A 25603-nucleotide genomic window follows, 5' to 3' on the forward strand; every position below is an offset into this window, starting at 1 on the left:
TCGTGCCAAGTGTATCAATCATACACAGCGAAAATGGCGGCGATTTTGCAGGATAACCGACAGGCTGATTGCAGTACTACCGTTATTGCAACTACAGTGATTGCAGTATGACAATGACAGAAATGTGCTGACGTCCGCCCACTTATGACGACGGAAGACGTCAAGAAAATCTAACAAAAGGGTATTACTTAACATGTCTGAACAAAACAACACAGAAATGGCTTTCCAAATCCAGCGTATCTACACCAAAGATATCTCTTTTGAAGCGCCGAATGCGCCTCAGGTGTTCCAGCAGGAATGGCAGCCGGAAGTAAAACTGGATCTGGATACGGCCTCTAGCCAACTGGCTGATGACATCTATGAAGTCGTACTGCGTGTGACTGTAACGGCTTCTCTGGGTGAAGAAACTGCATTTCTGTGTGAAGTTCAGCAAGGTGGTATCTTTACCGTTGGCGGTATCGAAGGAACTCAGCTGGCGCACTGCCTGGGTGCATACTGCCCGAACATTCTGTTCCCTTATGCGCGTGAGTGCATCACTAGCCTGGTTTCTCGCGGTACCTTCCCGCAATTGAATCTGGCGCCAGTGAACTTTGATGCGCTGTTCATGAATTACCTGCAGCAGCAGACCGAAGGTGAAGGTGCTGCGCAGCCTCAGGATGCCTGATGAACGCGTCTGACGCTTCAATGACTGTCATCGGTGCTGGTTCGTACGGCACCGCGTTGGCCATTACGCTGGCGCGTAATGGCCATCGAGTCGTGCTGTGGGGCCACAACCCTACGCACATTCAGGCGTTACAGGCCGCTCGCTGTAATCAGGCATTCCTGCCTGATGTGCCTTTCCCCGATTCGCTACAGCTGGAAACCAACCTCGCGCAGGCGCTTGCTGCCAGCAGAAACGTGCTGGTCGTTGTGCCGAGCCATGTGTTCGGCGATGTTTTGCGTCAATTGAAACCTCACTTGCGTGCTGATGCGCGTATCGTATGGGCGACCAAAGGGCTGGAAGCGGAAACGGGACGCTTGTTGCAAGATGTCGCACGCGAAGCGTTGGGCGAAACTATCCCGCTTGCGGTGGTATCCGGCCCGACATTTGCCAAAGAATTAGCGGCAGGCATGCCGACGGCGATTGCGCTGGCATCAACGGACAGTGAATTTGCTGACGACTTGCAACGGCTGCTGCACTGTGGGAAGAGCTTCCGTGTTTACAGCAACCCCGATTTTATCGGCGTGCAGTTGGGCGGCGCGGTGAAAAACGTCATTGCTATCGGTGCCGGGATGTCTGACGGCATTGGGTTTGGCGCTAATGCGCGTACTGCGTTGATCACCCGCGGACTGGCGGAAATGACTCGTCTTGGCGCAGCGCTGGGCGCGGATCCTACCACCTTTATGGGCATGGCAGGGCTTGGCGATCTGGTGCTGACCTGTACTGATAATCAGTCCCGTAACCGACGCTTTGGCATGATGCTGGGGCAGGGGATGGACGTGCAGAGCGCGCAGGATAGCATTGGTCAGGTTGTTGAAGGGTATCGCAATACGAAAGAGGTGCTGGCATTAGCGCAGCGCTACGGCGTTGAAATGCCGATTACTGAGCAACTCTGGCAGGTACTGTATTGTGGGAAAGACGCCCGAGAGGCGGCGCTGAGCCTATTAGGGCGCACGCGTAAAGACGAAACTGCCAAGTTATAAAACACGTCGTTCTATGCTGGGCTTCCTAATCTGGGAGGCTCATAGTATCTTCATTTTCTTGTATACGAGCGGTGGTGCCGATAAGCCTGTCGCTTGAGAACAGATATACGTTGTGGTGTGTGGTATCTCGGAGAGTAAGGCAATGTCGACAGAAGAACTGGAACTGGTCTGGACCAATATCAAGGCAGAAGCGCGCAGTCTCGCGGACTGCGAACCGATGCTGGCCAGCTTTTTTCATGCCACATTGCTGAAACACGAGAATCTAGGTAGCGCGCTGAGCTACATGCTGGCGAACAAGTTGGCGAATGCGATCATGCCCGCGATCGCTATTCGTGAAGTCGTGGAAGAAGCCTACCGCGCCGATCCACAGATGATCGTTTCTGCCGCGCGCGATATTCAGGCCGTCTGCCTGCGTGACCCGGCGGTGGATAAATATTCAACGCCGCTGCTCTACCTGAAAGGGTTTCATGCATTACAGGCTTACCGCATTGGTCACTGGCTTTGGTCGCAGGATCGTAAAGCGCTGGCGGTCTATTTCCAGAACCAGATCTCGGTTTCTTTCGGTGTCGATATTCACCCTGCGGCGAGAATCGGCTGCGGGATCATGCTCGATCACGCAACAGGCATTGTGATCGGCGAAACGGCTGTCGTTGAAAACGATGTCTCTATTCTGCAATCCGTGACGCTCGGCGGTACGGGTAAAACGAGCGGCGATCGCCACCCTAAAATTCGTGAAGGCGTGATGATTGGAGCGGGCGCTAAAATTTTGGGGAACATTGAGGTTGGCTGTGGCGCGAAAATTGGCGCTGGGTCTGTCGTGCTGCAATCGGTTCCTCCACACACGACGGCGGCAGGGGTTCCGGCTCGTATCGTTGGCCGTCCGGAAAGTGACAAACCTGCGATGGATATGGATCAGTATTTCAACGGGATCAATCGTGGCTTCGAATATGGCGATGGTATCTAATCCCACTGCATAGGCGATTCATCGTTCTTGCTATCTCTCTGAAACGGGTTCCAACCAGAATATAAACCACCGATAAATAAGGTGGTTTTTTGTTATTTCAGCTAGGAAACGTCTGAAAGCAGCACGGAATTCACTATCTATTTAAGCAAAGTTGCTGTTTATCCCTTCATAATAGGCTGCTTTGGTTTCCCGCCTATATGGGCAGATTACGTAAACTGAACTATATATTTTGGTAACAACCAAAATAGTTTTGTTTGGATCACCTTTGTTTGAATGGAATCGTGACGCTGTTACAGAGAACCTTATATGTATTTGAAGCGAATTTTAATCACGCTAAGTTTGATTACACTATCCGTTGTCCCTTTTTTGAGCTACGCAGCAGAAAGCATAAATAATGTGGGGACAAATAACACGAGCAGCACGGCAAATCTCGCGCCCGCTACGGCTGATTCCAATGATTCGGCGTCGGATAAGCAGGATGAAAGCTGGTGGCAGAGAAGTAAAAATAATCTGTCTACGACCTGGAATTCGCCGCAGAGCCACGATATTTATATCCCGACGATTACCTGGCATAACCGCTGGACGTACGATAAAGAAAAGACCGACAAATATAATGAAAGGCCGTGGGGCGCGGGCTACGGTGTTTCCCGTCTGGATAAGGATGGGGACTGGCACGGGCTTTATATCATGGCATTCAAAGACTCCTATAACAAATGGGAGCCTATCGGTGGCTATGGATATGAAAAGCGCTGGCGGCCAACCAGCGATCAGGATTTCCAACTGGGTCTGGGCTTTACGGCGGGCTTCACGATGCGTGATAACTGGAACTATATTCCAATTCCCGTCTTATTACCTTTGGCATCAATAAGCTACAGCAAGCTCTCTTTCCAGGCGACTTACATTCCCGGAACATACAATAACGGTAATGTTTTCTTTGCCTGGTTTAGATGGCAGATTTAATTCCTCGGTCACAGGGCCTCTTTATTTTATAAATAGAGGCCCTATTTTTTGATAAAAGAGTAGCACTGATTAAATATATTTAATGACGTGGATGCTACCTGATAAAGGTTATTTAACGCCGTCTCTCTCCGTTGTTAAGCTTATTTTCTGTTTGTTCGTTATTCACCCTGATGTAAACCATATTGACTGAAATTCATTCAGTCATCTCCGTTACAATGGCGATACTTTTTTCCTAAGCGGATGTTGTTGTGCCATTACTTACTATCACCACTATTTTGTGGGCATTTTCATTCAGCCTGATTGGCGAGTATCTGGCGGGTCAGGTTGATAGCTGGTTTTCTGCGATGTTCCGTTTGACGGCCGCAGCCGTGGTGTTTTTGCCGTTCTTACGCCTGCGGGGTTATACGCCGCGCGTCATTTTCTTGTACATGTTAGTGGGTGCTTGCCAACTGGGTATCATGTACCTGTTCGTATTCCAGGCTTACCTGTACCTGACCGTACCTGAATTTTTACTCTTTACGGTGATGACGCCGCTGTACGTTACGCTGATTTACGATCTACTTTCCCGACAGCGCCTGCGCTGGGGATACGTGATGAGCGCTCTGCTGGCAGTATTCGGGGCGGCGGTGATCCACTATCACGGCGTGAGTGAACATTTCTGGTGGGGATTCCTGCTGGTTCAGGCGGCGAACGTGTGTTTTGCCGCAGGTCAGGTGGGCTATAAGCGCCTGATGGAACTCTATCCCGTACCGCAGCACTGTGCGTTTTCCTGGTTTTATCTGGGCGCGGCGATCGTGACGATAACCGCGTGGCTGCTCTTCGGTAATCTGGATAAACTACCGACCACAACCTTGCAGTGGGGTGTGCTGGCTTGGTTGGGGATTGGCGCTTCTGGCTTGGGTTATTTTATGTGGAACTACGGCGCAACTCAGGTGGATGCCGGAACGCTTAGCGTAATGAATAACTTTCACGTGCCGGCTGGTCTACTGGTCAACTTCGCTATCTGGCATAAAACGCCAGACTGGCTGAGCTTTATCGTGGGGACGATAATTATCACGTCCTCACTGTGGGTACACCAGCGCTGGGTCGTGAAGCGTCCTTCACAAACGGTAAGTGCTCACAAGCGTGCTGACGCGCCGAACGAATAAACGCATCAATCACCGATTGGCGCTGCTCTCCGTCACGGACGGCAGCGTACAACCGGCTCCAAAGTCCATCCCCCAGCGATTTGGTCACAATCAGCCCCTGACGCTCGAAGCTTTCCACCACCCAGTGCGGTAGTGCGGCGATGCCCATGCGGGCGGCGACCATCTGAATCAGCAGCAGCGTATTGTCCACGCTTTTCAGCGTAGGACTGACGCCTGCGGGTTGTAAAAAGTGACGCCAGACGTCCAACCGTTGCCGCTGTACCGGATAAATCATCAGGGTCTCGGCGGTGAAATCCTCCGGTTCGATTTTCTCTTTTCCTGCCAGCGGATGGTCGGGAGCCAGCACCAGTCTGACTTCAAAATCAAACAGAGGCGAATAGTGCAGGCCACTGCGCGGCATGATGTCGGAGGTCATAACCAGATCCAGTTCGCCTTGTTGAAGTGCTGGCTGAGGATCGAACGTCACGCCCGATTTAAAGTCCATCACAACCTGCGGCCAGTGCTGATGGAACTCGTCTAGCGCAGGCGTCAGCCACTGAATACAGCTATGGCACTCAATTGCCAGGCGCAGCGTGGTTTGGTGCGGCTCATGGCACGACTGCAACGCCTGCTGGATTTGCGGTAACACCTGCTCTGCCAACTGCAACAGAATTTCTCCCTGAGGCGTAAAGCGCAGCGGCTGGCTTTTACGCACGAATAACCTGAACCCAAGGCGCTGTTCCAGATCGCTGAACTGGTGGGATAACGCCGATTGAGTTTGGTGAAGTGCAGCGGCAGCGGCGGCTAACGATCCGGTATTGCGCAGTGCTTGCAGCGTTCGCAGGTGTTTAAATTCGATCATGAGAGTCCTTCACAGTGACAGTGAATAAATTGCGCTTGTGATTACTACAGTACCTGCGGATTATGGATGTGTAAACATCTGGACGGCTAAATGAGGAATTAACGATGGCGATTGTGAATCATACACTGGGTTTTCCGCGCGTTGGACTACGCCGTGAACTGAAAAAAGCGCAGGAAAACTACTGGGCAGGTAACGCGACACAGGAAGAGTTGCTGACCGTTGGACGTGAGCTGCGTGCGCGTCATTGGCAACAACAGAAGGATGCTGGCGTTGATCTGCTGCCAGTGGGTGATTTCGCCTGGTACGACCATGTGCTGACCACGAGTCTGCTGTTGGGTAACGTGCCTGCGCGCCATCAGAATGAAGACGGCTCGGTCGATCTGGATACGCTGTTCCGTATTGGTCGTGGACGCGCGCCAACCGGTCAACCTGCTGCTGCGGCAGAAATGACCAAGTGGTTTAACACGAACTATCACTATATGGTGCCGGAATTCACCAAAGGGCAGCAGTTCAAACTGACCTGGACACAGCTGCTGGATGAAGTCGATGAAGCGCTGGCGCTGGACCATAACGTGAAGCCTGTTCTGTTAGGTCCGGTTACCTACCTGTGGCTGGGCAAAGTGAAGGGTGAGCAGTTTGACCGTCTGTCGCTGCTGCAGGACATTCTACCCGTTTACCAGCAGGTGCTGGCTGAGTTGGCGAAGCGCGGCATTGAGTGGGTGCAGATTGATGAACCTGCACTGGCGCTGGAACTGCCGCAAGAATGGCTGGCCGCGTTTAAACCGGCTTACGATGCACTGCAAGGTCAGGTGAAACTGCTGCTGACGACCTATTTCGATAGTGTTAGCCAGAATCTGGAAACGATCAAAACGCTGCCGGTTCAGGGGCTGCATATCGATCTGGTTCACGGTAAGGATGATGCCGCTACGCTGAGCGCCCAACTGCCTGCTAACTGGGTCCTGTCTCTGGGTGTGATTAACGGTCGTAACGTCTGGCGTGCTGACCTGAGCAGCTGGTTCGAGCGTCTGCAACCGCTGGTGGGAACGCGCGATCTGTGGCTGGGAAACTCATGTTCACTGCTGCATAGCCCTATCGATCTGAGCGTGGAAGTGCGTCTGGATGATGAAGTGAAGAGCTGGTTTGCCTTTGCGATTCAGAAATGTGCGGAGCTGTCACTGCTGTCTCAGGCACTGAACAGCGGCAACGGGCAGGTACTGGAAGCCTATAGTGCACCGATTCGTGCTCGCCGTACCTCAACGCGTGTGAATAACGCGGCCGTTACACAGCGTCTTGCTGCTATCACCGCACAGGATAGCCAGCGTCAGAACGTCTATTCAGTTCGTGCTGATGCCCAGCGTGAGCGCTTTAATCTGCCAGCATGGCCGACCACCACGATTGGTTCTTTCCCACAAACCACCGAAATTCGCGGCCTGCGTCTGGATTTCAAACAGGGTCGTCTGGATGGCAATAACTACCGTACTGGCATTTCCGAGCACATCAAGCAGGCCGTGGCTGAGCAAGAGCGTCTGGGTCTGGACGTACTGGTGCACGGTGAAGCCGAGCGCAACGACATGGTGGAATACTTCGGTGAGCATCTGGATGGGTTTATCTTTACCCAGAACGGCTGGGTGCAGAGCTATGGTTCTCGCTGTGTGAAACCGCCAGTCATCATTGGTGATGTGAGCCGTCCAGAAGCGATCACCGTTGAGTGGGCGAAATACGCACAGTCTCTGACCGACAAGCCGATGAAAGGCATGCTGACAGGTCCGGTGACGATCCTGTGCTGGTCTTTCCCGCGTGAAGACGTTACGCGTGAAACCATCGCTAAGCAGATTGCGCTGGCGCTGCGTGATGAAGTGGCAGATTTGGAAGCCGCAGGCATTGGTATCATCCAGATTGACGAACCGGCACTGCGTGAAGGTCTGCCGCTGCACCGCTCTGACTGGGATGCTTATCTGGAATGGGCGGTGGATGCCTTCCGTCTGAATGCCGCGGTGGCGAAAGATGATACGCAAATCCATACCCACATGTGTTATTGCGAGTTCAACGACATCATGGATTCTATCGCCGCGCTGGATGCAGACGTGATCACGATTGAAACCTCTCGTTCCGATATGGAATTGCTGGAGTCGTTTGAAGAGTTCGAGTACCCGAATGAAATCGGCCCAGGCGTTTATGATATCCACTCCCCGAACGTACCGAGCGTGGAATGGATGGAAGATCTGCTGAAGAAAGCGGCGCAGCGTATCCCAGCGGAACGCCTGTGGGTGAACCCGGATTGCGGTCTGAAAACCCGTGGCTGGCCGGAAACGCGTCAGGCGCTGGCGAATATGGTGCAGGCAGCACAACGTCTGCGTGAAACCCAGTAATAGTTAATGGCTGATGACATCAGGGAGGCTATGGCCTCCCTGATTTTTTACACCTATATACCCGTCATACTTCAAGTTGCATGTGCGTTGGCTGCGTTCATTCACCCGAATCACTTACCTGAGTAAGCTCATCGGGATGAAATGAGAGACATCCTGTCTCTCACCGAAGGCCAGCCGTTGGCTGGTCAAATTCGTTCCCGACGAATTTGTCCTTCTCTTGCCGCGTTACGATGCTCATTTCTGAGCATCGCCCTAAAGGGCTAACGCTTCGCGTTGTTCAAAACGTTAACGTTTTGTCCTGAAACTCGAATTATTTAGGGTATAAAATACGCACTATTTCCCCAACTTCCGATTGTTTATTATTTCCTCCTGCAAGTTTTTCTTCCTTCCCGAAAATTAACTATATTGTCTTTCCTTTAATAAAATCGCCGCGCTATCCCTCTTGTTTTTCTGCATCGACTGGTAGGTTATTTCTCGAAAAGGATTATTTATCCGCTATCAAAATATTTATTCTTCGGCGTGGTTAATCGACGCTGTCATAAAGCTAAGGAATATTGTGCCGATAAGGTAGACGGCATGGAAGCGGCTCTGGATGTACCAATAGAGCGAGGTTGTTTGTATTTTTTAACGTTTTAATTATGTTGAAAGTGCACCTGCAATTACTCTCTTATGGGTATATTTAAAATACCCATAAAGCATATTTATTTTCCCGAAAAAAAGATTATTTCCCACTCTGCGGCGTTATTAGACGATAGCTGTGCGCAGTAGTCATTATTATGTATTACCTAAAAGGAGTGAGACATGAGTTTAGCGAATTGGCGTATCGGCTATCGATTAGGAGGCGGGTTTGCCATCTTGATTCTGATGTTGTTTACCGTGAGTATTTTTTCTTTGTCTAAACTGTCATCCTTTCAGGATGGTGCCAGAGGTATCGTCAAAGAGGTTTATCCGCAAACGGTAGATGCTAATGACCTCATCGATAACGTGAATGGGCATTTTGTCGCTTATTTACAGATGATGCTGGTATCCGGTCAGGAACAGCGTCAGGGATATGTCGATCGGATTATGGCGTACCGCAAGGAAATTAGTCGTCTGCTCGACAATCTGGAAAACAATGCCTCAGGGGAGCTTGCCCGCAAGCAAGTGGGGGTTGTCCGCGGGTTTCGTGCCGAATTCATCAAGTCTGGCGATAAAATTATTAGTGATGCGCTGGCGGGTAATAACGACGTCGCCGTCGCCGAATTCAACAACACCCTGAACGTAATTCAGCGCAATTACCGTGACTCGGTGAAGCAGTTGGTGAATTACCAAAATGATGCAATGGATAATTCTGTCGAGACCATGGCAGAGGTATACAACAATACTCGCATGATTTTGCTGCTTATTTTGGCGCTAGGTGCCGTATTTGGGGCGCTGATTGCCTGGGCTATCACGCGCAGCGTAACCCGCCCAATAGAGCAGGCTTTGCAAGTAGCAGACAGAGTGGCGCAGGGCGATCTGACCTCACGTATTACGGTGACCAGCAAGGATGAAACTGGGTTGCTGCTGCAATCGTTGGATCGCATGAACACCAGCCTGAGCACGATTGTCGGGCAGGTGCGTGATGGCGCGGAAACGATCTCGACAGCGGCATCACAAATCACGGCAGGTAACCAGGATCTGTCATCGCGTACTGAAGAGCAGGCCAGTTCGCTGGAAGAAACCGCTGCCTCAATGGAGCAGTTGGCATCCACCATTAAAAACACCGCGGAAAACACCCAACAGGCGACGGAGATTGCCAATAAGGCGACCGGTGCGGCGAAACAAAGCGGTGATGTCATGCTTTCCGTGACGCAAAAAATGCGCGGCATTCGTGATTCATCCCAGCGTATGGCGGAGATCATCGGCGTGATTGATGGTATCGCTTTCCAGACCAATATTCTGGCGCTGAACGCCGCGGTTGAAGCCGCGCGTGCAGGCGAGCAAGGGCGTGGTTTTGCCGTGGTAGCGGGAGAAGTCCGTTCGCTGGCACAGCGCAGTGCGACCGCCGCACGGGAGATTAAGGATTTGATCGACGATTCCGTGAGCAAAATTCGTGAAGGTATGGAACTGGTTGATACCGCTGAAGAAACGATGGGCGGATTAACGGCTCACGTGAAGGACGTACACGGCATTATCAGCGAGATTTCGCAGGCCAGTCGTGAACAGAGTGACGGGATTAACCAGATGAATCTGGCGATTGGACAGATTGATACCACGACCCAGCAGAATGCGGCTCTGGTTGAAGAATCTGCCTCTGCGGCGCTGTCTCTACAATCACAGGCTTCCGTTTTGGCAGAAGCAGTGAGTGCGTTTAAAATACAGTCGTACAGTAGTCACGCTGGGTCTTATGCGCCGATGTCGATGAGCACGCCCACGCTGTCTCTGGCGCTGGCAAAGAAATAGTAAACTGACTGCCATCATTTAGCGGCGTTGTGTAACGCAACACTATCCCACAGGGAGGCAACAGCCTCCCTGATTCTTTTCATGTACGATATAGAGTAAATGCGTTTTTTCCCCTTCCTGTTCAGTTCGTTATTCTTTACTAAGAAATATTATCACCTCTTTATTTTTAATATCGAATATGTCTGACTATCCTTTTATGTAATTGAGGCGTTATTTCTGTTAATGGCTCGTAGATTAATGTGTGTTTTTTCCGATCGAAATTGATTCTTTGATAGTCATTGGCTATTTATTATTTACTTTTGAATGATTTAAACGATCAAATGATAAAGATCATGGGTGGCGTGCCGATAAAATGGATAACACAGGAGCGGCCATGTCCGCATGAGTTCGGAGAGGGAAGACCATTATTACCACCTCAATAACGTCTCTGCGGTCTTATCAGTTGTATTTGTAGCATTGTTAGATTTATTTCCACTTTTGCACCTCAACACCCGAGGGAAACTATTTGATTTTTGATAGCGCCTCTCATGCTGAGAGCGTGCGTAAAATGCCTGCCTCAAGGTATCTCTGGCGTGTCAGAAGGTTTGTTCTCCTTCGAATCGCCAACCATTCTCCGCCCTGTGGTTCCATCAAGTTGCGACATGTGCGCAATTGACATTGCTATGCATTACCTAAAAGGAGTGAGACATGAATTTAGCGAATTGGCGTATTGGCTATCGACTGGGGGCTGGGTTTGCCGTCCTGATTTTGATGTTGTTTATCGTGAGTATCTTTTCCCTGTCTAAGCTATCCGGTTTCCAGGATGGTGCCAGAGACATTGTGAAAGAGGTTTACCCACAGACGGTGGATGCCAATAGCCTCATTGATAATGTAAACAGCATCCTGGTGGCCTATCAGCGGCTGATGCTGGTATCGGGTGAGGATAAAATCAAGGAAAACGTCGACCGTGTGAATGGGTTCCGTCAGGAGATTGGCCGCCTGCTGGATAAGCTGGAAAGCCAAACTGTTGAAGAGCATTCGGTCACCCAGTTACGTGCTATCCGCGCAATCCGTACTGAATTTTTGAAATCCGGTGACAAAATTATCAGCGAAGTGGTGGCAGGCAATCGGGAAGCGGCGATTGAGGAGTTCAACAACAACTTGAATGTCACCCAACGTCAGTACCGCGATGCGGTAAGACAATTGGTGAATTATCAAGATGATGCAATGGATACCTCCATTGAAGCGATGGCGGAGGTATACAGCAACACCCGCATGATTTTGTTGCTTATTTTAGCGCTGGGTGCCGTATTTGGCGCACTGATTGCCTGGTCAATTACGCGCAGCGTAACCCGACCGATACAGCAGGCTTTGCAAGTGGCAGACAGAGTGGCACAGGGCGACCTGACCTCACGTATCACTGTTACCAGCAAAGATGAAACCGGATTGCTGCTGCAATCGTTGGATCACATGAACACCAGCCTGAGCACGATTGTCGGGCAGGTACGTGACGGGGCGGAAACGATCTCGACAGCGGCCTCGCAAATCGCCGCAGGTAATCAGGATTTGTCATCGCGCACCGAAGAGCAGGCCAGCTCGCTGGAAGAAACGGCGGCGTCGATGGAACAGCTGACGTCTACCATTAAGAACACGGCGGAAAATACCCAGCAGGCAACAGACATTGCGAATAAAGCCTCTGGTGCGGCGAAGCAAAGCGGTGACGTTATGGTTTCCGTGACGCAGAAAATGCGCGGCATTCGCGATTCATCCCAGCGTATGGCGGAAATCATCGGCGTGATTGACGGCATTGCGTTCCAGACCAACATTCTGGCGTTGAACGCCGCGGTTGAAGCCGCGCGTGCGGGCGAGCAAGGGCGTGGCTTTGCGGTGGTGGCGGGGGAAGTACGTTCTCTGGCACAGCGCAGTGCGACCGCCGCACGGGAGATCAAGGATTTGATCGACGACTCCGTGAGCAAAATTCAGGAAGGTATGTTGCTGGTGGATACCGCCGAAGAAACGATGAGTGGATTAACGGGCTATGTGCGGGATGTGAATGAGATCATCAGTGAAATCTCGCAGGCCAGTCGTGAGCAGAGCGATGGGATTAACCAGATGAATCTGGCGGTTGGGCAGATTGATACCACGACCCAGCAGAATGCGGCTCTGGTTGAAGAATCGGCCTCTGCGGCGCTGTCTCTACAATCACAGGCCTCTGTTTTGGCGGAAGCGGTAAGCGCGTTTAAATTGCAGTCATATGGCAGCGGCAAAACCGCTTCTTATGCACCCGCACCAACGCGCACGCCAACGCTGTCTTTAGCGCCAGCGGCAGCGAAAGACAAGGGAAATAACGGCGACTGGACGACGTTCTAAGGCTGTCTTTCTCTGTAAAACAGTAAAAAGGTAAAACACCAACGCCACCGTTTTTCGGTGGCGTTTTAGATCGTGGATAAGAACGAAAATGGTGTGACGGCGTTACGCTACGCCGTTTTTCTGGAACCATGCCAGCATACGTTGCCAGCCGTCGCGTGCGGATTCTTCATGATAGCTGGGGCGGTAATCGGCATGGAAAGCGTGCCCGGCATCGGGGTAGACGATGATGTCTGCCACCGCGTTGGCCGCACGCAGCGCCTGCCGCATGGTATCAACCTGTTCCAACGGAATGCCTTCATCTTTTGCGCCGTACAACCCCAGCACGGGGGCTTCCAATTCCGTGGCGATATCAACCGGATGCTTGGGGCTATTCAGCGTTTTCTCACCCGTACACTTGCCGTACCAGGCAACGGCCGCCTTGAGCTGTGGGTTGTGCGCGGCGTAGAGCCAGGTGATGCGTCCGCCCCAACAGAAACCCGTTATCGCCAGCTTACTGGCGTCGCCGCCCTGTTTAATCGCCCAGTTGGCGGCGCGATCGAGATCGGACAGCACCTGCGTATCAGGCACCTTGTAAACCAGCTCGGTCAGGATTTGCTGAATGTCGTTATAGTGGCTGGGGTCGCCCTGACGAAAATACAGTTCTGGCGCAATGGCCATGTAGCCCTGCTTGGCCAGCCTGCGGCAAACATCCTGAATGTGTTGATGAACGCCGAAAATCTCCTGCACCACCAGAACGATAGGGTACGGCCCGTCGTGGTTTGCCGGTCTGGCGATATACGCGGGTAGCTGCTCACCCTGAGAAGGAATGGTGGTTTCACTGGCAACAATACCGGCAGAATCTGTCGTAATGATGGAGGAGGTCTGCGGTTCCACCGCTGGGGATAACCCTTGGGGAAGATGTGTGAAGGTCGTCTGTTCATCAGTCTTCATTACGCGATCTCCTGTTATCGGCCGATTTTCATGGAAAGAGGGATTTCAGAATATCCATGATAAATACTATCAATGATTAAAGAATCTACACTAGAAGACAATTAATCGGCAAAAATGACGTCCTTATCTAACAATTAGTGATTTTTGTCACATTTTTTATGTATGTTGATGTTTGTTTCTTTTTCATCGGTGACTGCCGTCACTTAAAAAAACGTAATGATGCGCTAGAGTCTTTTTATTGAACGGACGCTGACTGGCTGCGAAAGGCAGCATAGATGAGGCGTCCGGCGCGATTTCTCTCAATACCCAATTGATTGCCCGGGAGGCAGTTATGTCTACATCTGATGTGTTCCATCTTGGTCTGGTCAAGAACGATTTACAGGGCGCGACGCTGGCTATCGTCCCCGGCGATCCTGAGCGTGTTGAAAAAATTGCTCGCCTGATGGATAACCCGGTACATCTGGCATCACACCGTGAATTTACGTCCTGGCGTGCAGAGTTGGATGGCAAGGCGGTGATTGTTTGCTCGACCGGTATCGGCGGCCCGTCAACATCAATCGCGGTAGAAGAATTGGCACAGCTCGGCATCCGGACTTTCCTGCGCGTCGGCACGACGGGGGCGATTCAGTCCGGCATCAACGTCGGAGATGTGTTAGTGACCACCGCCGCTGTTCGCCTTGACGGCGCGAGCCTGCACTTCGCACCAATGGAATTCCCAGCCGTTGCTGATTTCGGCTGTACCACCGCGCTGGTGGAAGCGGCGAAGGCCTCGGGTGCGGCGCTGCACGTGGGCATCACCGCGTCTTCCGATACGTTCTACCCCGGTCAGGAACGCTATGACACCTTCTCTGGACGCGTTGTACGCCGCTTCCGCGGCTCGATGGAAGAATGGCAGAGCATGGGCGTGCTGAACTATGAAATGGAATCCGCTACGCTGTTGACCATGTGCGCCAGCCAGGGGCTGAAAGCGGGCATGATCGCGGGCGTGATCGTGAACCGTACCCAGCAGGAAATCCCGGATGCGGCGACCATGAAACTGGCCGAAACCACCGTCATCAAGGTGTTGCTGGACGCGACTCGCCGCTTGTTAGCTGCTGAATAAGCACAAAAATTGATGGTATTTTGGGCTGGCTATCATCGATGCCAGCCCGTATCCTGATAGCCTCTTCAGGTTCATCGGGTTAACCTGCACCGTGCTTAGCGCGTGTAATACGGTTGCCTTGCTCGCCTTTCAACCTCGCAAGGAGATGTATGACCGAACCAACGTTGCTCCATCCCTCTTTATTACCGCTGGACGGCGGAATCAATTTCCGCGATTTAGGCGGCAACCGCGCTGCTGATGGGCGGCTTATCCGACACGGTAAACTTTTTCGCTCCGGCTCGCTGGATCTGCTGAGTCAGGCTGACTGCGAACACCTTGCTGGCGTACCTATTTCTCACGTGGTGGACTATCGGGATGCTGATGAAATTGCGCAGAAGCCTGACATATTGTGGACGGGGGCTAATTATCACGCTTATCCGGCCAACCCATTACGCCACGAAGTGACGGCCAATCTGGATTCACTGGGGTCTGATGTGCTGGCGGCGTTTGATTCCCGGGCATTCATGTTGGAGCTCTACCGCCGTTTGCCTTTCAATAACTCGGCCTATACACAGTTGGTGTCGCTGTTATTACGGCCGGATGAGGGCGGGCTAGTGCAGCACTGCGCCGTGGGCAAAGATCGTACGGGTATCGGTTCGGCGCTGGTGATGTTTGCGCTGGGTGCGGATGAACAGACGGTGATGGAGGATTACCTGCTCACCGAGACGACGCTGACGCCCTTCCGCCAGCAGCTACTGACACATCTGTCGGCAACGCTGAATGAGAAAGCGCTGGGACAGTTCTCTTATGTGCTGTCGGTGCAGGAAGAGTTCATTGTGACGGCGTTGAAGGCCATCTACGAACGACACGGTTCGATCGATAGCTGGCTTGAAGTGGAATACGGTCTGGATAATCGTGCGCGGAATTATTTGCAGGATAAGTATCTGGCGTAAGGTCTTCTTCATCTTATTGGCGAATCTCTTCATTATCACCGCGTAACTGATTTTTCCGCAAAAAAGGCCGGTCAAATGACCGGCCCCTATTTTTACTTACTACAAGTTTTGCTGTCTGTTTAGCTTTTGCTGCCTGCGCAATTAACCTGTATTACGCATGCCCGCTGCGACACCAGCGATCGTCACCATCAGCGCCAGTTCCAGATCGGCATCTGGCTGTTCCTGCTGGCGTGAACGATGTAGCAACTCAGCCTGCAGCACGTTCAGGGGATCGGTATAGACGTTACGCAGTGCGATCGACTCGGCGATCCACGGCAGATCCGCCATCAGGTGATCGTCGTTGGAGATCGCCAGCACGACGTTAATATCGGCGGCTAACTGATCGCGCAGCTGTTTCCCTAACGGCCACAGTTTCTCTTCTACCAGACGCTGATCGTAATACTCCGCCAGCCACAGGTCGGCTTTGGCGAACACCATCTCCAGCATGCCGATACGCGTCGAGAAGAACGGCCAGTCGCGGCACATGGCTTCCAACTGTTCCTGCTTGCCGTCATCCACCACTTTCTGCAATGCGGCACCCGCACCCAGCCACGCTGGCAGCATCAGACGGTTCTGCGTCCAGGCAAAAATCCACGGGATAGCGCGCAGGCTTTCCACACCGCCGTTCGGACGACGTTTGGCCGGACGTGACCCCAGCGGCAGTTTGCCCAGCTCCAATTCCGGCGTCGCTGCGCGGAAGTAAGGGACGAAATCCGGGTTCTCACGCACGTAGCCACGGTACATCTCGCAGGACACGCGAGAAAGATCGTCCATCACCTCGTGCCATTCCTGTTTTGGTTCCGGCGGTGGCAGCAGGTTCGCTTCCAGAATCGCACCGGTATACAGCGCAAGGCTGCTGATGGTGACTTCCGGCAGGCCGTATTTAAAGCGGATCATCTCGCCCTGTTCCGTCACGCGCAGGCCACCTTTCAGGCTACCCGGCGGTTGTGACAATAGCGCTGCGTGAGCCGGTGCGCCACCGCGACCGATAGAACCACCGCGTCCGTGGAACAGCGTCAGTGCGATACCTGCTTTCTCACAGGTTTTGATCAGCGCGTCCTGTGCACGGTACTGCGCCCAAGAGGCAGCCATCACGCCCGCGTCTTTCGCAGAGTCGGAATAGCCGATCATGACCATCTGCTTGCCCTGAATAAAGCCGCGATACCAGTCGATGCTCAGCAATTGCGTCATGACATCATCAGCGTTGTTCAGGTCGTCCAGCGTTTCAAACAGCGGCGCGACCGGTAGGGCGAACGGGCAACCGGCTTCTTTGAGCAGCAGGTGAACGGCCAGCACATCGGAAGGCGTGCGTGCCATTGAAATGACATAGGCTGCGACTGAACCGATGGGCGCTTTGGCGACGACACGACAGGTATCCAGCACTTCTTTGGTATCCGCGCTCGGCTCCCAGTAGCGCGGCAGGAGCGGGCGCTTAGAGCTGAGTTCACGGATCAGGAAGGCCTGCTTATCGGACTCTGACCAGCTTTCGTAGTCGCCCAGACCCAGATAGCGGGTAATCTCGGCCAGCGCTTCGGTGTGGCGGGTGCTTTCCTGACGGACATCGATGCGTACCAAAGGCACACCGAAGCAACGTACGCGACGCAGCGTATCCAGCAGGCGACCATCGGCGATGATGCCCATGCCGCAGGTTTTCAGCGATTGGTAGCAGGCGTGGAGCGGTTCCCACAGCTGTTCGTTGGTAATCAGCAGATCTTTAGGCGGCAGACGCTCTTCACCTGTCAGGCGCGCTTCCAGATAGCTCAGCGTACTGCTCAACTGAGAACGCAGTGACTTCATGATGGCGCGGTACGGTTCTTGTACCTCGCTACCACCAGCAAGTTCCAGCAGCTCCGGTGTACACTCGGACATCGACAGCTCGGAAACCAGCACCTGAATATCACGCAGGAACAGATCGGCGGCTTTCCAGCGGCTGAGTAACAGCACGTGGCGAGTAACTTCCGCCGTGACGTTCGGGTTACCGTCGCGGTCGCCACCCATCCAGGACGTAAAGCGCACCGGAACCGCATCAACGGGCAGACGATAGCCGAAAGCCTGTTCCAGCTGTTCATCCAGTTCGCGTAAGAATGCAGGTACGCCTTCCCACAGGCTGTTTTCCACCACGGCGAAGCCCCATTTGGCTTCATCTACCGGGGTAGGACGAATTTTACGGATTTCATCGGTATGCCAGGACTGCGCAATCAGCTGGCGCAGGCGGCGCATGATCTGATTGCGTTCATAATCAGCCAGATCGTTGTGGTCGAGCTGCTTGAGGCAGGTATTCACTTCTACCAGCTTGTGGATCAGCGTCCGACGGGTAATTTCGGTCGGGTGTGCGGTCAGCACCAGCTCGATCGACAAGGATTCTACGGCGTCACGGATATCGCGTTCGGTCAGATCTTTGCTTTCCTTCAGGCGCTCAAAGGCGTTGGAAAGCAGTGCCGGGTTACTCGCGGCTTCACCGTGCGGTGAAATCGTATGATATTGCTCAGCGGTATTGGTCAGGTTAAGGAACTGGCTGAATGCGCGGGCAACGGGCAACAGTTCATCGTTAGACAGGTTTTGCAGCGTAGTCAGCAACTCCTGACGATGTTTTTCATTACCTGCGCGGGAAGACTTTGACAACTTGCGGATTGTTTCGACTTTATCAAGGATGTTTTCACCCAGTGCTTCCTTGATGGTATCGCCGAGCAGCTTGCCGAGCATACTGACGTTACTGCGCATTGCGGAATATTGTTCGTTCATAGTTACCCTGACCCATCCCTACCATTTTTGTAAGTTTATTTCACTTGACATATTTTGACGCACTGCCTCCATCTAGCCACGATAAGGCGGGTTCGTCAATTGACGATTCTTTCTTCTCCTTATTCTTTGTACTTGCATTGAGGCGGGCTTGGCAATTTGTGAAATTTAATTACAGAGGCGCGGATATTAGAGGGACTTATTAGCAGGGGAACGTCGCGGGGCGCAGCGGCCCCGCGAGCGCGGTTACGACTGTTTGGACGCTCTGACGACCAGAATATAAGTCAGAGTAAAAGAAAGCACGATGGCGATAGCCATGCCGGAGACCGCGTAGCTAAAGTACGGGCCGATATAGGCTGGCAGGCTGAAAATACTCGACAAGATGTAGCCATACAGCCGGACACCGAAGTACGCGATAAAGGCCGAGGCGATGGAGCTGGCAATAGTTGCGGAGATAAACGCTTTTTTATACTTCGTCAGTACGCCGAAGAGTGCAGGTTCGGTAATACCGAGCAGCGCAGAAACACCAGCAGACAGCACGACGGATTTATCCTGACGGGTTTTGGCATGGAAGTAGATGGCAAACGTGGAACCCGCAATCGCCATATTAGCCATACACATCATTGGCATCAGCATATCAAAGCCCTGATTGCTGAAATTTTGCAGCGCAATGGGCGTCATCGCGTGATGCATGCCAGTCAGGATAGCGACAGGCCGAATCGCACCGACCACGAAACCAGCAAAGATAGACGACACATCGAACAGGCTCTGAATAAACAGTGCCAGCAGTTTACCGAGGTAGATCCCGAATGGCCCGATAATGGTGAGCGACACCAGTGCGGCGATAAACAACGTCAGCGTTGGGGTAAACACGGTTTTCAGCACCGAAGGCATGATGCGGTCGACCCAGCGGTGGATATAGCTCAGTGCCAACACAGAGAAAATCACTGGGATGACGCTGGCGGCATAGTTGAACACTGGAATGGGCAGCGCACCCATGAAGTAAAAGGCGCTGACCGCATTAGGGCTATTGCTGGCTAGTGCCTTCGCCGCTTCTATCAACGACGGGTACATCAGGCAGGCTGCAACAGCCGCTGCCAGATATTCGCTTGTTTTAAAGATCCTGGCTGCGGAGATGGCGAGGAAGAAAGGTAAGAAATAGAACACACCGCTGGCGATCAGGTCGAGGACGATCACGGTATCGGTTTTGGCAGAGACCACTTTCAAGGCGATCAGCCCTGCCAGCAGCCCTTTGATCATCCCGGCACCCGCGATAGCAGGGACGATCGGACCAAATACGCCGGAAACGGTATCCATGAACAGCGAAATCAGCCCCTTCTTCTGCTTCTGCACGTCTGGCTGCGATGTCGCTGTAGGCGAAAGCGTTGTGGAGGAAAGCTGGGCGTTCAGCAGTTCGTAATACTCATTGACCTGCGGCCCGATAATAATCTGAAACTGTTCACTCTGGTGTTGCGCACCTAATATACCGGGCAGATTTTTGATCGCCTCGGTTTGCACTTTACTTTCATCAATTAAATCAAACCGAAGCCGCGTCATGCAGTGCCAGGCTTTATTAATATTTTCGCTTCCGCCAACCAGTTTAATGATTGACTGAATAACGTCATTTTTTCCCATGAAATAAACTCCCCGCATAGCCTTATGTTATTTTTGGCCGAATTATTTCCACCGATAGTAAAAACTTAAAGAAGAAAAAACAAACCAATAAAACATGAAGTTCGTCACATGGTTAGTCTATAAGGGGTTTTTGTTGCCATTATTCGATAATTGGTCTGGTTTTTTAATCAATTAGATGGCTTTTTCAAACCAAAATAAATCTTTTAAATAAGAGGTTTACAATAAAAGAAAAAATAAGTAGAAAACAAAAAAAGAAACTGATTTTAGACTGTGTTTTTGCCGGGTATAGCTATTCCGGTAAATGCTCTGGAGGATATTTTTGTGTTGCCGACAATCATTACTGACATTGAATGTCTTGTTACCCGCCCCGACCGCCATAATTTAGTGACGGTGGTGGTTTACACGGATAAAGGCGTGACGGGTTATGGATGTGCGACCTTCCAGCAGCGCCCGCTGGCCGTTAAAGCGATGGTGGACGAGTACCTCAAACCGCTGCTGCTAGGACGAGATGCTAACCACATTGAAGATCTGTGGCACATGATGATGGTCAACGCTTATTGGCGTAACGGTCCGGTTATCAACAATGCGGTGGCGGGCGTCGATATGGCGCTGTGGGATATCAAAGGCAAGCTGGCGGATATGCCGCTTTATCACCTGTTTGGTGGGAAATCCCGCGATGCTATTGCCGCTTACAGCCATGCTGCCAGCGATACGCTGGACGGGCTGTATCAGGAAGTGGATCGGCTGTATGCGCAGGGCTATCGTCATATCCGCTGCCAGCTAGGATTCTATGGCGGGAATCCCGATGCGCTGCACAGCACGCGGCAGCCAACGGAGGGAGCCTATTACGATCAGGATCAGTACATGGCCAACACGCTCGCCATGTTCCGTGCGCTGCGCGAGAAATACGGCGATCGTTTCCACATCCTGCATGATGTCCATGAGCGTCTGTTCCCGAATCAGGCCGTGCAGTTCGCCAAAGCGGTAGAAGTGTATCGTCCCTATTTCATCGAAGACATTTTGCCGCCTGCGCAAAATGAGTGGCTGGCGCAGATCCGCAGCCAGAGCGCAGTGCCGCTGGCGACCGGAGAGCTGTTTAATAACCCCGCCGAGTGGCAGAATCTGGTGATTAATCGTCAGGTTGATTTCATCCGCTGCCATGTCTCACAGATTGGCGGGATTACGCCAGCGCTGAAACTGGGCGCGTTCTGTCAGAACTTTGGCGTTCGTCTCGCGTGGCATTGCCCGCCGGATATGACGCCTATCGGTGCGGCGGTTAACATTCACCTGAATATCCACCTGCATAATGCCGCGATTCAGGAATTTGTCGCTTACCCGGAAAATACCCGCAAGGTCTTCCCGCAGGCGGTGGAACCAGAGAAGGGCTATCTGTATCCGATTGAGCGCCCAGGTATTGGCGTGGGTATCGATCTGGACGCGGCGCGGCAGTTCCCCGTCGTCTATCGTCCGCACGAATGGACGCAGAGCCGCCTGCCGGATGGCACGATGCATACGCCCTGAGTGAGCTATTAAGGCGACTGGCGGAAATTCAGGTTATCGCGGTTGAAGGGGATGACGTAGGTGCAGGCGTAGTTGATATCAATGATATCGCTCGATTCGTACACGCGACCACCCTGTAAAATGCCGCGATTAAGAATGTGCATCGCCGCCGTGCCTTTCTTGCAGCCCAGTAGCTCAGCCTGTGCTTTAGTGACGTTAACCGCCTGATAATGCGTCAGGTAGTGTGAAATCGCGTAGCCCTTGCTGAGCACATACTGCTGAATAGAGCTTTCAATAATCTTCTGACTCATATCTGGGAAATCCGCGGCGGGCATCTTCGATATCTCAATCTGCACCTTGCGGTTATCGACATAACGTAACCGGCTAAATTCCCATATGAACGTATTTTCGCTGATCGCAAAAACCTGCTGTTCTTCACGATTCGGCAATCGCTTATGCAGGCTAAGCAAGCGGAATGAAATCTGATTAAATTTCTTTTCGGTAATCGAGTTATACACCAGCGGGTTGCTGCGTACGCCCTGATTGATGAAGTTACCGGAGCCTTGCACCATATGGATCGCGCCGATGCTGGCGAGCTTTTCCAGCGCCTGACGGATGGTAAAACGCGACACGCCGTATTCTTCCGCTAGTTGGCGTTCCGGCGGCAGCTTTTCCGGCAGCGGATCGGTGTGCTGATAGATTTTGCTAAGTAGATCCTGTGCGATGAAATCTTTCTTTTTCATTCTCTGTCTCAAAATGACCCTGCCAGCATGGCTGGCAAGGCCGCTTTCGTTGGATCAGTGGTGGCAGAAGTGATGAATCACCTGCGAGATCAGATCCCGCGTTGGTTTAATAAACTTGGTATCAATATATTCATCCGGCTGGTGCGCCTGCTCGATTGATCCCGGCCCCAGAACCAGCGTCGGGCACAGCGTCTGAATAAACGGTGCTTCGGTGCAGTAGTTCACGATTTCCGTTTTCGTCCCCAGCAGATTCTCCACGACGGACACCAAACGGTGGTCTGGTGGGCATTCATAGCCAGGAATCGGCGGATGCAGTTCGCTGATGGTTAACCTGCCCGGCCAGCGCTGGCTGACAGGCTCAAGCGCTTCTGACAGCAACCCATCCAGATCGTTAAGCGTAATACCCGGCAGCGGGCGAATATCCATATGCAGTTCACAGCAGCCGCAGATACGGTTAGCTGCGTCGCCGCCGTGAATGTGTCCGAGGTTCATAGTCGGGTGAGGAATGTGGAAAATCGGATTGTGATAGCGTTCCTGTAGCGTGTTACGCAATACCAGCAGATGAGAAATGGCTTCGTGCATCAGCTCGATCGCGTTCACGCCGCGCGACGGATCGCTGGAGTGGCCAGACTGCCCCTGAATGCGGATCGCGTTGGACATATGGCCCTTGTGGGCACGCACCGGCTGCAGTGAGGTCGGTTCGCCGATGATGGCGCAGTCCGGGCGAATCTGCGTAGATTCGGAGAAATACTTGGCGCCGGCCATCGTTGTCTCTTCATCCGCCGTTGCCAGCACGTAGAGCGGTTTCGTCAGCTTGGTCGGATCGATATCGCGCAACGCATCCAGAATAAAGGCAAAGAAGCCTTTCATATCCGCCGTACCCAAGCCGTAAAGTTTGTTGTCGTGTTCGGTCAGCGTGAACGGGTCACGCGTCCAGCGGCCGTCGTCGAACGGGACGGTGTCGGTGTGGCCTGCCAACAATAAGCCACCTTTTCCTTCACCAATCCGCGCCAGCATATTAAATTTATTGAGGGTGCCGGGAACCGGTTGGACTTCCACATGGAAGCCGAGATCGCCGAACCAGCCTGCCAGCAGGTTGATTAAGGTATGATTACTTTGATCGAGCGCGCTGTCGGTGGCACTGATGGACGGTGTGGCGATCAATGCCCGATATAGCTCAATAAAAGGGGGTAAATTCATCTTCACTGTTGACAGCCTCTGGTTAGGATAGTATCAATATTCATGCATTTATTTTGAATAAAAATACAATAATGCTCGGCGAAAGGAAACCCAAAGGTACGGCGATGGCGATTCGTCACTTTCACTGAGTTTCGCGGGTGAACAGCGTACCGACGCTGGTGAGCCCTGTTACCTGTTCCATAGATAAGTAAGAAGGTATACGGATCCCATGCTGAATACGCTGATTGTTGGTGCAAGTGGTTATACCGGCGCTGAGCTTGCGCTCTACCTGAACCGTCACCCACAGATGAACATAACCGCTTTGATGGTTTCTGCGCAAAGTGTCGATGCAGGAAAATTGATTTCTGATTTACATCCGCAGCTCAAAGGCATCATCGATGTTCCGGTAAAACCGCTGACCGATGCGGAAGAAGCGGCGAAAGGCGTGGATGTCGTTTTTCTGGCGACCGACCACAAAGTCAGCCACGATCTGGCCCCTGTTTTTCTGGCGTCAGGCTGCACCGTTTTTGATTTGTCCGGCGCGTTCCGCGTACAGGATGCCGAATTTTATCGTCGTTACTATGGCTTTGAGCATCAGCACCCTGACTGGCTGGCAAAAGCGGTTTATGGGCTGGCCGAATGGCGTGCGGAAAGCGTAAAACAGGCGCAGCTGGTTGCCGTGCCAGGCTGTTATCCAACGGCTGCGCAGCTGGCGCTGAAGCCGCTGCTGGATGCCCAACTGCTGAACCCGGCTCAGTGGCCGGTGATTAATGCCGTGAGCGGCGTGAGTGGGGCGGGGCGTAAAGCGTCGCTGACCAGCAGCTTCTGTGAAGTCAGCCTGCAACCGTACGGCATTTTCAACCACCGCCATGAACCTGAAATTTCAACGCACCTCGGTACGCCAGTGATCTTCACACCGCATTTGGGCAACTTTGCTCGCGGTATTCTGGAAACTATCACCTGTCGCCTGCAACCGGGCGTAACCCAGCAGGATATCGCTGAGGCTTATCACAACGCTTATCACGATAAGCCGCTGGTTCGCCTGTACGATAAGGGCGTTCCGGCGCTGAAATCCGTTGTCGGCCTGCCGTTCTGCGATATCGGTTTCTCTGTCGATGGTGAACACCTGATCGTGGTGGCAACCGAAGATAACCTGCTGAAAGGCGCGGCGGCACAGGCTGTGCAATGCATGAACATTCGTTTTGGTTTCCCTGAAACCCAATCGTTAATTTAATGACTACTGGTCCCGACATTTCGAGGCGCGAAGCATAATGAATCCGTTAATTATCAAATTAGGTGGCGTTTTACTGGATAGCGAAGAAGCGCTGGAACGTCTGTTCACTGCGCTGGTAGCTTACCGTCAGGAACATCAGCGTCCGCTGGTGATTGTGCACGGTGGCGGCTGTCTGGTAGATGACCTGATGAAGAAACTGTCGCTGCCCGTCGTGAAGAAAAACGGCCTGCGCGTCACGCCTGCCGATCAGATCGATATCATCACCGGTGCGCTGGCGGGTTCCGCCAACAAGACGCTGCTGTCATGGGCGAAGAAGCATGACATCAACGCGGTCGGCTTGTGTCTGGGCGATGGCGGCAGCACGACGGTCACGCAGTTAGATGAGTCTTTGGGCTTTGTGGGTAAGGCAGAAGCGGGATCGCCTGCGCTGCTGAACACGCTGCTGTCTGCGGGCTATCTGCCTGTTGTTAGCTCCATCGGTATTACAGCACAGGGCGACCTGATGAACGTCAACGCCGATCAGGCAGCGACGGCACTGGCGCAAACGCTGGGCGCGGATTTAATCCTGCTGTCTGACGTGAGCGGCATTCTGGACGGTAAAGGCCAGCGTATCGCCGAAATGACGGCGGAGAAAGCTGAGCAGTTGATTGCTCAGGGCATCATCACCGACGGCATGATTGTTAAGGTCAACGCCGCGCTGGATGCCGCTCGTGCGCTGGGTCGTCCGGTTGATATTGCCAGCTGGCGTCATGCTGAGCAGCTACCTGCGCTGTTCAACGGCGTAGCGATTGGCACACGTATTCTGGCGTAAGTCGTTTCTGGGTATGGCATG

At 52.7% G+C, this 25603-nt stretch carries 19 protein-coding genes; 13 read left to right on the forward strand and 6 right to left on the reverse strand.

What is annotated here, in order from left to right; all coding sequences use genetic code 11:
* Nucleotides 1-193: 193 nt before the first annotated feature.
* The 5 genes from secB to BUB06_RS17655 all read left to right on the forward strand — a co-directional run bounded on the left by secB (nucleotide 194) and on the right by BUB06_RS17655 (nucleotide 4755).
* On the forward strand, nucleotides 194-664 hold the full coding sequence (gene secB / locus BUB06_RS17635) for a protein-export chaperone SecB (protein WP_010283737.1): 471 nt from the start codon (nucleotides 194-196) through the stop codon (nucleotides 662-664).
* On the forward strand, nucleotides 664-1683 hold the full coding sequence (gpsA, locus tag BUB06_RS17640; protein WP_010300792.1) for an NAD(P)H-dependent glycerol-3-phosphate dehydrogenase: 1020 nt from the start codon (nucleotides 664-666) through the stop codon (nucleotides 1681-1683). The genes secB and gpsA overlap by 1 nt, the downstream gene beginning before the upstream one ends.
* A gap of 142 nt (nucleotides 1684-1825) precedes the next feature.
* Nucleotides 1826-2647, forward strand: a complete 822-nt coding sequence (gene cysE, locus BUB06_RS17645) for a serine O-acetyltransferase (RefSeq protein ID WP_010283739.1) — start codon at nucleotides 1826-1828, stop codon at nucleotides 2645-2647.
* Nucleotides 2648-2953: 306 nt separating this feature from the next.
* Nucleotides 2954-3607, forward strand: a complete 654-nt coding sequence (gene pagP, locus BUB06_RS17650; protein WP_039474622.1) for a lipid IV(A) palmitoyltransferase PagP — start codon at nucleotides 2954-2956, stop codon at nucleotides 3605-3607.
* Between the two features lie 248 nt (nucleotides 3608-3855).
* Entirely contained in the window at nucleotides 3856-4755 is a 900-nt protein-coding gene (locus BUB06_RS17655) for a carboxylate/amino acid/amine transporter (protein WP_039474625.1), read from the forward strand.
* On the opposite strand, the gene metR is transcribed toward BUB06_RS17655, so the two are convergent.
* Entirely contained in the window at nucleotides 4661-5596 is a 936-nt protein-coding gene (gene metR / locus BUB06_RS17660; RefSeq protein WP_039474627.1) for an HTH-type transcriptional regulator MetR, read from the reverse strand. The genes BUB06_RS17655 and metR overlap by 95 nt on opposite strands.
* Before the next feature lie 104 nt (nucleotides 5597-5700).
* On the opposite strand from metR, the gene metE reads away from it, so the two are divergent.
* The 3 genes from metE (at nucleotide 5701) to BUB06_RS17675 (ending at nucleotide 12738) form a co-directional block, all read left to right on the forward strand.
* Entirely contained in the window at nucleotides 5701-7965 is a 2265-nt protein-coding gene (gene metE / locus BUB06_RS17665; RefSeq protein WP_039474630.1) for a 5-methyltetrahydropteroyltriglutamate--homocysteine S-methyltransferase, read from the forward strand.
* Nucleotides 7966-8766: 801 nt separating this feature from the next.
* Nucleotides 8767-10389 carry a methyl-accepting chemotaxis protein gene (locus BUB06_RS17670; protein WP_010298616.1) on the forward strand — a complete coding sequence of 541 codons (1623 nt, stop codon included), beginning with the start codon at nucleotides 8767-8769 and terminating at the stop codon, nucleotides 10387-10389.
* A gap of 687 nt (nucleotides 10390-11076) precedes the next feature.
* On the forward strand, nucleotides 11077-12738 hold the full coding sequence (locus BUB06_RS17675) for a methyl-accepting chemotaxis protein (protein WP_039474634.1): 1662 nt from the start codon (nucleotides 11077-11079) through the stop codon (nucleotides 12736-12738).
* Between the two features lie 102 nt (nucleotides 12739-12840).
* On the opposite strand, the gene BUB06_RS17680 is transcribed toward BUB06_RS17675, so the two are convergent.
* Complete coding sequence (locus tag BUB06_RS17680) at nucleotides 12841-13668, reverse strand: dienelactone hydrolase family protein (RefSeq protein ID WP_039474637.1); 828 nt, start codon at nucleotides 13666-13668, stop codon at nucleotides 12841-12843.
* A 331-nt stretch (nucleotides 13669-13999) separates the two neighbouring features.
* Between BUB06_RS17680 and udp the strand changes: the two genes are divergently transcribed.
* Both udp and BUB06_RS17690 read left to right on the forward strand, forming a co-directional pair.
* Nucleotides 14000-14770: a uridine phosphorylase gene (gene udp / locus BUB06_RS17685; RefSeq protein ID WP_010283777.1), complete on the forward strand. Its 771-nt coding sequence runs from the start codon at nucleotides 14000-14002 to the stop codon at nucleotides 14768-14770.
* Nucleotides 14771-14919: 149 nt separating this feature from the next.
* A complete protein-coding gene (locus BUB06_RS17690; RefSeq protein ID WP_010298623.1) occupies nucleotides 14920-15702 on the forward strand; it encodes a tyrosine-protein phosphatase in 783 nt (260 codons plus the stop codon).
* Nucleotides 15703-15843: 141 nt separating this feature from the next.
* Here the strand turns inward: BUB06_RS17690 and ppc are convergent, their stop codons facing one another.
* Together ppc and BUB06_RS17700 are read right to left on the reverse strand one after the other, a co-directional pair.
* Nucleotides 15844-18483 carry a phosphoenolpyruvate carboxylase gene (ppc, locus tag BUB06_RS17695; protein WP_039474639.1) on the reverse strand — a complete coding sequence of 880 codons (2640 nt, stop codon included), beginning with the start codon at nucleotides 18481-18483 and terminating at the stop codon, nucleotides 15844-15846.
* Nucleotides 18484-18726: 243 nt separating this feature from the next.
* Nucleotides 18727-20115, reverse strand: a complete 1389-nt coding sequence (locus BUB06_RS17700) for a PTS transporter subunit EIIC (protein ID WP_010298627.1) — start codon at nucleotides 20113-20115, stop codon at nucleotides 18727-18729.
* 321 nt (nucleotides 20116-20436) lie between these two features.
* Between BUB06_RS17700 and BUB06_RS17705 the strand changes: the two genes are divergently transcribed.
* Nucleotides 20437-21636, forward strand: a complete 1200-nt coding sequence (locus BUB06_RS17705) for a starvation-sensing protein RspA (protein ID WP_039474640.1) — start codon at nucleotides 20437-20439, stop codon at nucleotides 21634-21636.
* Nucleotides 21637-21644: 8 nt separating this feature from the next.
* On the opposite strand, the gene BUB06_RS17710 is transcribed toward BUB06_RS17705, so the two are convergent.
* A complete protein-coding gene (locus BUB06_RS17710; protein WP_039474643.1) occupies nucleotides 21645-22358 on the reverse strand; it encodes a GntR family transcriptional regulator in 714 nt (237 codons plus the stop codon).
* 54 nt (nucleotides 22359-22412) lie between these two features.
* On the reverse strand, nucleotides 22413-23564 hold the full coding sequence (argE, locus tag BUB06_RS17715; protein WP_029367983.1) for an acetylornithine deacetylase: 1152 nt from the start codon (nucleotides 23562-23564) through the stop codon (nucleotides 22413-22415).
* Between the two features lie 202 nt (nucleotides 23565-23766).
* Here argE and argC point away from each other — a divergent pair, with 202 nt between their 5' ends.
* On the forward strand, nucleotides 23767-24771 hold the full coding sequence (argC, locus tag BUB06_RS17720; protein ID WP_039474645.1) for an N-acetyl-gamma-glutamyl-phosphate reductase: 1005 nt from the start codon (nucleotides 23767-23769) through the stop codon (nucleotides 24769-24771).
* A 37-nt stretch (nucleotides 24772-24808) separates the two neighbouring features.
* Complete coding sequence (gene argB, locus BUB06_RS17725) at nucleotides 24809-25582, forward strand: acetylglutamate kinase (RefSeq protein WP_005973420.1); 774 nt, start codon at nucleotides 24809-24811, stop codon at nucleotides 25580-25582.
* The last annotated feature ends 21 nt before the right edge of the window (nucleotides 25583-25603 follow it).

The organism is Pectobacterium carotovorum, assembly GCF_900129615.1.
GTDB lineage: Bacteria > Pseudomonadota > Gammaproteobacteria > Enterobacterales > Enterobacteriaceae > Pectobacterium > Pectobacterium carotovorum.

Bases quoted from the DNA above. Each gene is read 5' to 3' on its own strand.
- cysE (WP_010283739.1), top strand. From the start codon at position 1,826: ATGTCGACAGAAGAACTGGAACTGGTCTGGACCAATATCAAGGCAGAA.
- BUB06_RS17690 (WP_010298623.1), top strand. From the start codon at position 14,920: ATGACCGAACCAACGTTGCTCCATCCCTCTTTATTACCGCTGGACGGC.
- ppc (WP_039474639.1), bottom strand. From the start codon at position 18,483: ATGAACGAACAATATTCCGCAATGCGCAGTAACGTCAGTATGCTCGGC.
- argC (WP_039474645.1), top strand. From the start codon at position 23,767: ATGCTGAATACGCTGATTGTTGGTGCAAGTGGTTATACCGGCGCTGAG.
- pagP (WP_039474622.1), top strand. From the start codon at position 2,954: ATGTATTTGAAGCGAATTTTAATCACGCTAAGTTTGATTACACTATCC.
- metR (WP_039474627.1), bottom strand. From the start codon at position 5,596: ATGATCGAATTTAAACACCTGCGAACGCTGCAAGCACTGCGCAATACC.
- BUB06_RS17670 (WP_010298616.1), top strand. From the start codon at position 8,767: ATGAGTTTAGCGAATTGGCGTATCGGCTATCGATTAGGAGGCGGGTTT.
- BUB06_RS17700 (WP_010298627.1), bottom strand. From the start codon at position 20,115: ATGGGAAAAAATGACGTTATTCAGTCAATCATTAAACTGGTTGGCGGA.
- gpsA (WP_010300792.1), top strand. From the start codon at position 664: ATGAACGCGTCTGACGCTTCAATGACTGTCATCGGTGCTGGTTCGTAC.
- BUB06_RS17680 (WP_039474637.1), bottom strand. From the start codon at position 13,668: ATGAAGACTGATGAACAGACGACCTTCACACATCTTCCCCAAGGGTTA.
- udp (WP_010283777.1), top strand. From the start codon at position 14,000: ATGTCTACATCTGATGTGTTCCATCTTGGTCTGGTCAAGAACGATTTA.
- BUB06_RS17675 (WP_039474634.1), top strand. From the start codon at position 11,077: ATGAATTTAGCGAATTGGCGTATTGGCTATCGACTGGGGGCTGGGTTT.
- metE (WP_039474630.1), top strand. From the start codon at position 5,701: ATGGCGATTGTGAATCATACACTGGGTTTTCCGCGCGTTGGACTACGC.
- argB (WP_005973420.1), top strand. From the start codon at position 24,809: ATGAATCCGTTAATTATCAAATTAGGTGGCGTTTTACTGGATAGCGAA.
- BUB06_RS17710 (WP_039474643.1), bottom strand. From the start codon at position 22,358: ATGAAAAAGAAAGATTTCATCGCACAGGATCTACTTAGCAAAATCTAT.
- secB (WP_010283737.1), top strand. From the start codon at position 194: ATGTCTGAACAAAACAACACAGAAATGGCTTTCCAAATCCAGCGTATC.